A 6,283-nucleotide genomic window follows, 5' to 3' on the forward strand; every position below is an offset into this window, starting at 1 on the left:
GCCTGAAGGGCCGTTCATCGTGGATGTGGGCTTTGGCGGGCTTACCATGACAGCGCCGATCCGCTTTGAGACTGATCGCGTGCAGGAAACGCCGCATGAACCGCGCCGCCTCATCCGGCATGGGGAGCATTACGAGCTTCAGGCGCCGCTCGACGGGAACTGGGTGCCGATTTACCGCTTCAATGAAGAAGTGCAGACAAGTGCCGATTACGAGGTTTCCAACTGGTACACCTCCACCCATCCGCAATCGATCTTCACGCAGTTCCTGCTTGCCGCCCGGCCTTTCCCGGACCGTCGGGTGTCGCTCTTCAACACGGAGCTCACCATCCGCTATCTCAATGGCCGGGTGGAGAAGAAGGTTCTGGAGACGACGCAGGAGATTGCGGCGGCGCTCGCAGAACATTTCGAACTGCCGCTTTCGGATGAGGAGCGAGCGCTCATCCTCGACCCCTATATCGAGAACTGGCGGGGGTCGGCCGCGGCGTAAGGCCCAAGTTTCGGGGTGAAAACAGGGCGGTTTCGCGTTATGCCCTCTCGGGCGGATTTTTGCCGCCCTTCACACCAGCCGGAATGTCATGAGTTCAGGTCCGCTTTCCGCCTATAGAGAGAAAATCGCACGCGGCGAGATCGCCGAGGATGCGGCGCAGGCTTTGGTGGCCTCACGCCTCCAGCACCTTGCCGAGGAACTTGGCAACTGGCGGCCCGGCCAGAAGGCGGGGCCCTTTTCGCGCTTCGGTTTCGGGCGGCCCGTGACGCCGCCGGAAGGGCTTTACATTTGGGGCGGTGTCGGGCGCGGCAAATCCATGCTGATGGATATCTTCTTCGACACGGTTGCCATCACGCCGAAGCGCCGGGTCCATTTCCATGCCTTCATGCAGGAGACGCATGAGCGCATTTTCGATTGGCGGCAGAAGGAAAAGGCCGGGAAGGTGAAGGGCTCTGACCCGATCCCGCCCGTGGCCGACATGATTGCGAAGGAGGCGGCGCTTCTCTGCTTTGACGAGTTTCAGGTTCACGATATTGCCGATGCGTCGATCCTTGGTCGCCTGTTCGAGCATCTGTTTGAGCGCGGTGTGGTGGTGGTCGCAACCTCGAACCGCGCGCCGGACGGGCTCTATGAAGGCGGGCTCAACCGCCATCGCTTCCTGCCGTTCATCGATCTTGTGAAAACGAAGATGGATGTCCTCCATCTCGACAGCGCGACGGATTACCGGCTCGACCGGCTGAAAGGCCTGCCCGTCTATCATGTGCCGCTCGGACCGCAAGCGGATGCCGCACTTGATGATGCGTTCGAGAAGCTCACCGATTCAACGCATGGCGAGCCGATGACGCTCTCCCTCAAGGGCCGCGCCGTGGAAGTGCCGGAAGCGCGGCATGGCGTGGCGCGGTTTTCCTTTTCCGATCTTTGCGCAAGGCCGCTTGGCGCTGCGGACTATCTGAAGATCGCGCAGACCTTCCACACCGTCATCATCCGCGACGTACCGCTGATGGGGCCGGAGCGGCGCAATGAGGCGAAGCGTTTTGTGACGCTGATTGATGCGCTTTATGAGGCAAAGACGAAGCTCATCCTCTCGGCAGAGGCGCCGCCCGAGGCGCTTTACCCGGCAGGCGATGGCGCGTTCGAGTTCGAGCGCACCGTGTCGCGGCTGATGGAGATGCAGAGCGCGGATTACATCGACATCAGAAGCGCTGATTGAGGGACAAGGCGTGGATGGCCGGGTCAGGTCCGGCCATGACGATCCGGCTCAAAGCCCCATATAGGGCGAGTGGGCAGGGCGCAGGCCGAGGCTAGTGACAGGCACGCGAGCCGGGGCCGGCTCAGCTTGTGCGAGCCGCGGGGCGTCGCCTGTATCCGGCTCGATATCGAGATCATAGGCCCAGGACTGGCCGAAGCTTGCCGACACCATGCCGAAGTGAATGGCCTTTTTATCCTGCGCCGCCTCCCGCGCAATTTCGAGCGAGAACTCATGCGCGGCATGGCGGTTCACAGGTGCAAAGCCCAGAAGCTGCGGATCAAGACTGGCGGTGGCGACCTGTGTTTCGGCCTCTGCCTTGCCGCTGCCCCCGAAAAGCGCAGGCAGGCCCGCAAAATCATTCGCGGTTGCGGGCGAGCCTTTTTCCTCGCAGAAGGAACGGCCTTCGCGGAGCGCTGCTTCAAGGAAGCGACAATCCTTGCCCGTGAGCGCCGACAGGGCATGTTCGCCAAGGTCGCGGCCTGTCATCAGGGTTGAGGAAATACCGGCAATGGTCAGCACCTCGCCAATGGTGAGGGCGCCGATGACGGGTGCCGCGCAACCTGAAAGGCCGAGCAGCCCGAAGCCTGCCAGCGCCATGGTGAACGCCCGAGGCAGTCTCGCGGAAAAGCCGCCCTGGAAAGTCTGTGTCATACGCATGCCCCCAACCGACAGGTCATGACGGGGTGAAGCTCACACCGCCAGAGCTGCAGGTCCCCCCGGACCTTGCTGCCATCCGCGCTGCGTCTTCACGGAGCGTCGCGGATCAACCTTTACATTGAGTAAAAATCTTTGGGCCTCGCGCTCTTCTGTGTCAACGCGAGACCGTTTTCATGGTTAAATTCGGGGCTTTTCTGATTGCCGCCTTTTTTAGTCTCTCCGTTGCGGAAGCTGCGGATTCACGCTACTAGGCAGGCAGATTAACCACGGCGCACGCATAATCGGAGGCTTCACACATCATGGCGCGCAAGAAAATCGCACTTATTGGCGGCGGCCAGATCGGCGGCACGCTGGCTCTCCTCGCGGGGCTCAAGGAGCTTGGCGATGTCGTTATCTTCGATATCGCTGAAGGTTTGCCGCAGGGCAAGGCACTCGATCTCGCCCAGACCTCGCCGGTCGAAGGCTATAATGTCGCGCTTGCCGGCGCCAATGACTACAAGGGCATCAAGGGTGCCGATGTGGTGATCGTGACGGCTGGCGTTCCGCGCAAGCCGGGCATGAGCCGCGACGATCTTCTTGGCATCAACCTCAAGGTGATGCAGCAGGTCGGCGAAGGCATTGCGAAATACGCGCCGAATGCCTTTGTCATCTGCATCACGAACCCGCTTGATGCGATGGTCTGGGCGCTGCGTCAGTTCTCCGGCCTGCCGCACAACAAGGTTGTCGGCATGGCGGGCGTTCTCGACAGCGCGCGCTTCCGCTACTTCCTCGCCGAAGAGTTCAATGTCTCGGTTGAAGATGTGACGGCCTTCGTGCTTGGTGGCCATGGCGACACGATGGTGCCGCTGGCGCGTTATTCCACGGTGTCTGGCATTCCGCTTCCCGACCTCGTGAAAATGGGCTGGACCACGAAGGAGCGTCTTGACGCGATCATCCAGCGTACGCGCGATGGCGGTGCGGAAGTCGTCAGCCTGCTGAAGACCGGCTCGGCCTTCTATGCACCTGCTGCCTCCGGCATCCAGATGGCCGAAGCCTATCTGAAGGACCAGAAGCGCGTTCTTCCCTGCGCCGCCTATCTCAATGGCGAGTTCGGCGTGAAGGACATGTATGTCGGCGTGCCGGTGGTGATCGGTGCGGGCGGCGTGGAGCGCATTGTCGAGATCGACCTCAACGCAACCGAGAAGAAGCAGTTCCTGGGTTCGGTGAACGCGGTGAAGGGCCTTGTCGATGCCTGCAAGAAGATCGAGCCGGCAGTTGCCAAGGGTGCCTCATCCAAAAGCAAGGCGAAGGCCGCAAAGAAGAAGTAATCCCGGTCCATTCCGGTGACATGAAAGGGCGGACCCGAAAGGTTCGCCCTTTTTTATTGGCACATAAAATGCCAATATCATGCCGATCCGCCTTGATCTGGCGGGCAATGCCTGTTTAATGTGATTCATTAAATAGCTGCCGGGGAGGCATGAGCCAATGACGAAGCGTGTGGGAGCGGCTGTGGTGGCCGCGATTGTTCTTCTCGCTGTAGCCGCCCTTGCTTTCCTCTGGTTCTCGCCGGGGCTGCAGGACGCCATGCTGCGCCGTGTGGTCGAGGCCAATCTTTCGGCTGATGGCGCGGTGCTGAGCGAGGATGCTCTGCATGTCGTCTTTTGCGGCACGGGCTCGCCCATGCCGGACCCGGAGCGCGCGCAAGCCTGTTATGCGGTCTATGCGGGCGACAAGCTCTTCTTCGTCGATGCAGGCACGGGCGGCTGGAACAATCTCGCCGCCTATGGCCTGCCGGTGGGCGGCGTGACGGGCGTTCTCCTCACCCACCTCCATTCCGATCATATTGGCGGCTTGCCGGACCTCGCGCTCAACACCTGGGCGGCGGGGCGGAGCGAGGCGCTGGTGCTTTATGGTCCTGCGGGTGTTGATGATCTCGCAGAGGGCCTCTCGCGCGCCTATCGCGTCGAGAACCAGTCCCGCATCGACCATCATGGCGAGGAACTGTTTCCGCGTGCCGGGGCGGGCTTCCGCGCGGTCGAGGTGACGGTGCCGGACCGCGAAACGTCGACTACGGTTTATGATCAGGACGGCCTCACCATCACCGCCTTTCATGTGACGCATGAGCCGCTGCATGGAAATGCTTTCGGCTATCGCATTGATTATAAGGGCCGCTCGGTCGTTTTCAGCGGCGATACGTCCCGGGATTCAAATCTCGCCCGGTTCGGCAAGGGTGCCGATGTGCTGATCCATGAGGCGCTGGCCGACCATATGGTGAAGCTGCTGGAAGAGGGGCTGGCAGAGCGCGGGGACCGCCGCTCGCAGGTGATGCACGACATTGTGGGCGCACACAGCACGCCGGTTCAGGGCGCGGAGATTGCCAATGAGGCCGGCGTGAAGCTTCTCGTCTATAGCCATATCGTGCCGCGCCTTCCCAATGCCATCGCCAGGCGCGTCTTCCTGCGCGGCGTCTCGGATGTGCGCAAGGATGGTGTCCTTGTCGCCTGGGACGGGCTTCATCTCGAACTGCCTGCGGGCTCGGAAAAGATCGTGACGCGCGACCTCCGGTGACGCAACGTCACCGCTATCTCCTTGCGATAGCACGGTTTTTCATGCGTGAAACTCGCGCCGGGAAAGGGGTTTTCCGGCCATCTGCCGGTTGCGCCAGCCGGTCCGGGTGATATAACTCCGAACCAACCGACATGGCTTTCCGGGCTTTCTAGCCCGCGTGGGCGTCGGATATTTTCCTTTGGCGCAGCGGTTTTCCGCGACGCTTTCCAGCCGGACGGTTTTTCATGAATATTCACGAATACCAGGCCAAAGCCGTGCTTGCGAAGTACGGTGTGCCGGTGCCCCGGGGGCATGCAGCGTTCACTCCTGAAGAGGCTGTCGCGAAAGCGAAAGAGCTGGGCGGGCCGGTATGGGTCGTCAAGGCGCAGATCCATGCGGGCGGTCGCGGCAAGGCCGGCGGCGTGAAGGTGGTGAAGTCGATCGAGGATGTCGAGAAGGAGGCACGGCGCCTGCTCGGTTCGACGCTCGTGACCCATCAGACGGGCCCCGAAGGCAAGGAAGTGAACCGCCTCTATATCGAGGAAGGTTCCTCCATCGAGCGCGAGCTCTACCTCTCCATCCTCGTTGACCGCGCGACCTCGCGCGTCGCCTTCATCGCCTCGACCGAAGGCGGCATGGATATCGAGGAAGTGGCGGCCAAGACGCCGGAAAAGATCCTCAGCTTCTCCGTTGACCCGGCTTCGGGCATCAGCGGGTTCCATGGCCGCAAGGTTGCCTATGCGCTGGGCCTCAGCGGCGATCAGGCAAAGCAGGGTGTGGCGCTGATCGAGAAGCTCTACAATGCCTTCGTCTCCGAAGACATGGGCATGCTCGAAATCAACCCGCTCGTCGTGACGGGCGAGGGCAAGATCGTCTGTCTCGATGCGAAGGTGAACTTCGACTCGAACGCGCTCTACCGCCACAAGGACATTGTCGAGCTGCGCGACCTCACGGAAGAAGATCCGGCAGAAGTCGAAGCGTCGAAATACGACCTCAACTACATCAAGCTCGATGGCAAGATCGGCTGCATGGTGAACGGCGCAGGCCTTGCCATGGCGACGATGGACATCATCAAGCTTTATGGCTCGGAGCCTGCGAACTTCCTCGATGTGGGCGGCGGTGCGACGAAGGAGAAGGTCACGGCGGCCTTCAAGATCATCCTCTCCGATCCGAGCGTGGAAGGCATTCTGGTCAACATTTTCGGCGGCATCATGCGCTGCGACATCATCGCCGAAGGCGTTGTCGCTGCAGCGAAAGAAGTGTCGCTCAATGTGCCGCTGGTGGTGCGTCTCGAAGGCACCAATGTTGATCTCGGCAAGAAGATCATGGCGGAATCCGGCCTGCCCATCATTTCTGCCGACAAT

6 protein-coding genes are annotated in these 6,283 nt (G+C 61.3%); 5 read left to right on the forward strand and 1 reads right to left on the reverse strand.

Translation table 11 applies throughout. The annotated features are described in order from the left end of the window. Both WBF74_RS03940 and zapE read left to right on the forward strand, forming a co-directional pair. Positions 1–487 (forward strand): arylamine N-acetyltransferase family protein (locus WBF74_RS03940; protein WP_424435484.1); only part of this gene is annotated, 487 nt, incomplete at its 5' end. 88 nt (positions 488–575) lie between these two features. After that, positions 576–1,697: a cell division protein ZapE gene (gene zapE, locus WBF74_RS03945; RefSeq protein ID WP_424435487.1), complete on the forward strand. Its 1,122-nt coding sequence runs from the start codon at positions 576–578 to the stop codon at positions 1,695–1,697. Positions 1,698–1,745: 48 nt separating this feature from the next. Here the strand turns inward: zapE and WBF74_RS03950 are convergent, their stop codons facing one another. Beyond that, positions 1,746–2,387: a hypothetical protein gene (locus WBF74_RS03950; RefSeq protein WP_424435490.1), complete on the reverse strand. Its 642-nt coding sequence runs from the start codon at positions 2,385–2,387 to the stop codon at positions 1,746–1,748. Positions 2,388–2,692: 305 nt separating this feature from the next. On the opposite strand from WBF74_RS03950, the gene mdh reads away from it, so the two are divergent. The 3 genes from mdh to sucC form a co-directional block, all read left to right on the forward strand. Next, complete coding sequence (gene mdh / locus WBF74_RS03955) at positions 2,693–3,700, forward strand: malate dehydrogenase (protein ID WP_424435493.1); 1,008 nt, start codon at positions 2,693–2,695, stop codon at positions 3,698–3,700. 157 nt (positions 3,701–3,857) lie between these two features. Then, the gene (locus WBF74_RS03960) at positions 3,858–4,940 is read left to right on the forward strand and encodes an MBL fold metallo-hydrolase (RefSeq protein ID WP_424435496.1); all 1,083 of its coding nucleotides are present in this window, start codon (positions 3,858–3,860) and stop codon (positions 4,938–4,940) included. A 224-nt stretch (positions 4,941–5,164) separates the two neighbouring features. Then, positions 5,165–6,283: ADP-forming succinate--CoA ligase subunit beta (sucC, locus tag WBF74_RS03965; RefSeq protein ID WP_424435499.1), on the forward strand; the 1,119-nt coding region annotated here is incomplete at its 3' end.

It is taken from the genome of Parvibaculum sp. (assembly GCF_049672805.1).
In the GTDB taxonomy this organism is placed as follows: domain Bacteria; phylum Pseudomonadota; class Alphaproteobacteria; order Parvibaculales; family Parvibaculaceae; genus Parvibaculum.

Coding starts and splice junctions, on each gene's coding strand:
- zapE (WP_424435487.1), top strand. CDS start 576: ATGAGTTCAGGTCCGCTTTCCGCCTATAGAGAGAAAATCGCACGCGGC.
- WBF74_RS03950 (WP_424435490.1), bottom strand. CDS start 2,387: ATGACACAGACTTTCCAGGGCGGCTTTTCCGCGAGACTGCCTCGGGCG.
- mdh (WP_424435493.1), top strand. CDS start 2,693: ATGGCGCGCAAGAAAATCGCACTTATTGGCGGCGGCCAGATCGGCGGC.
- WBF74_RS03960 (WP_424435496.1), top strand. CDS start 3,858: ATGACGAAGCGTGTGGGAGCGGCTGTGGTGGCCGCGATTGTTCTTCTC.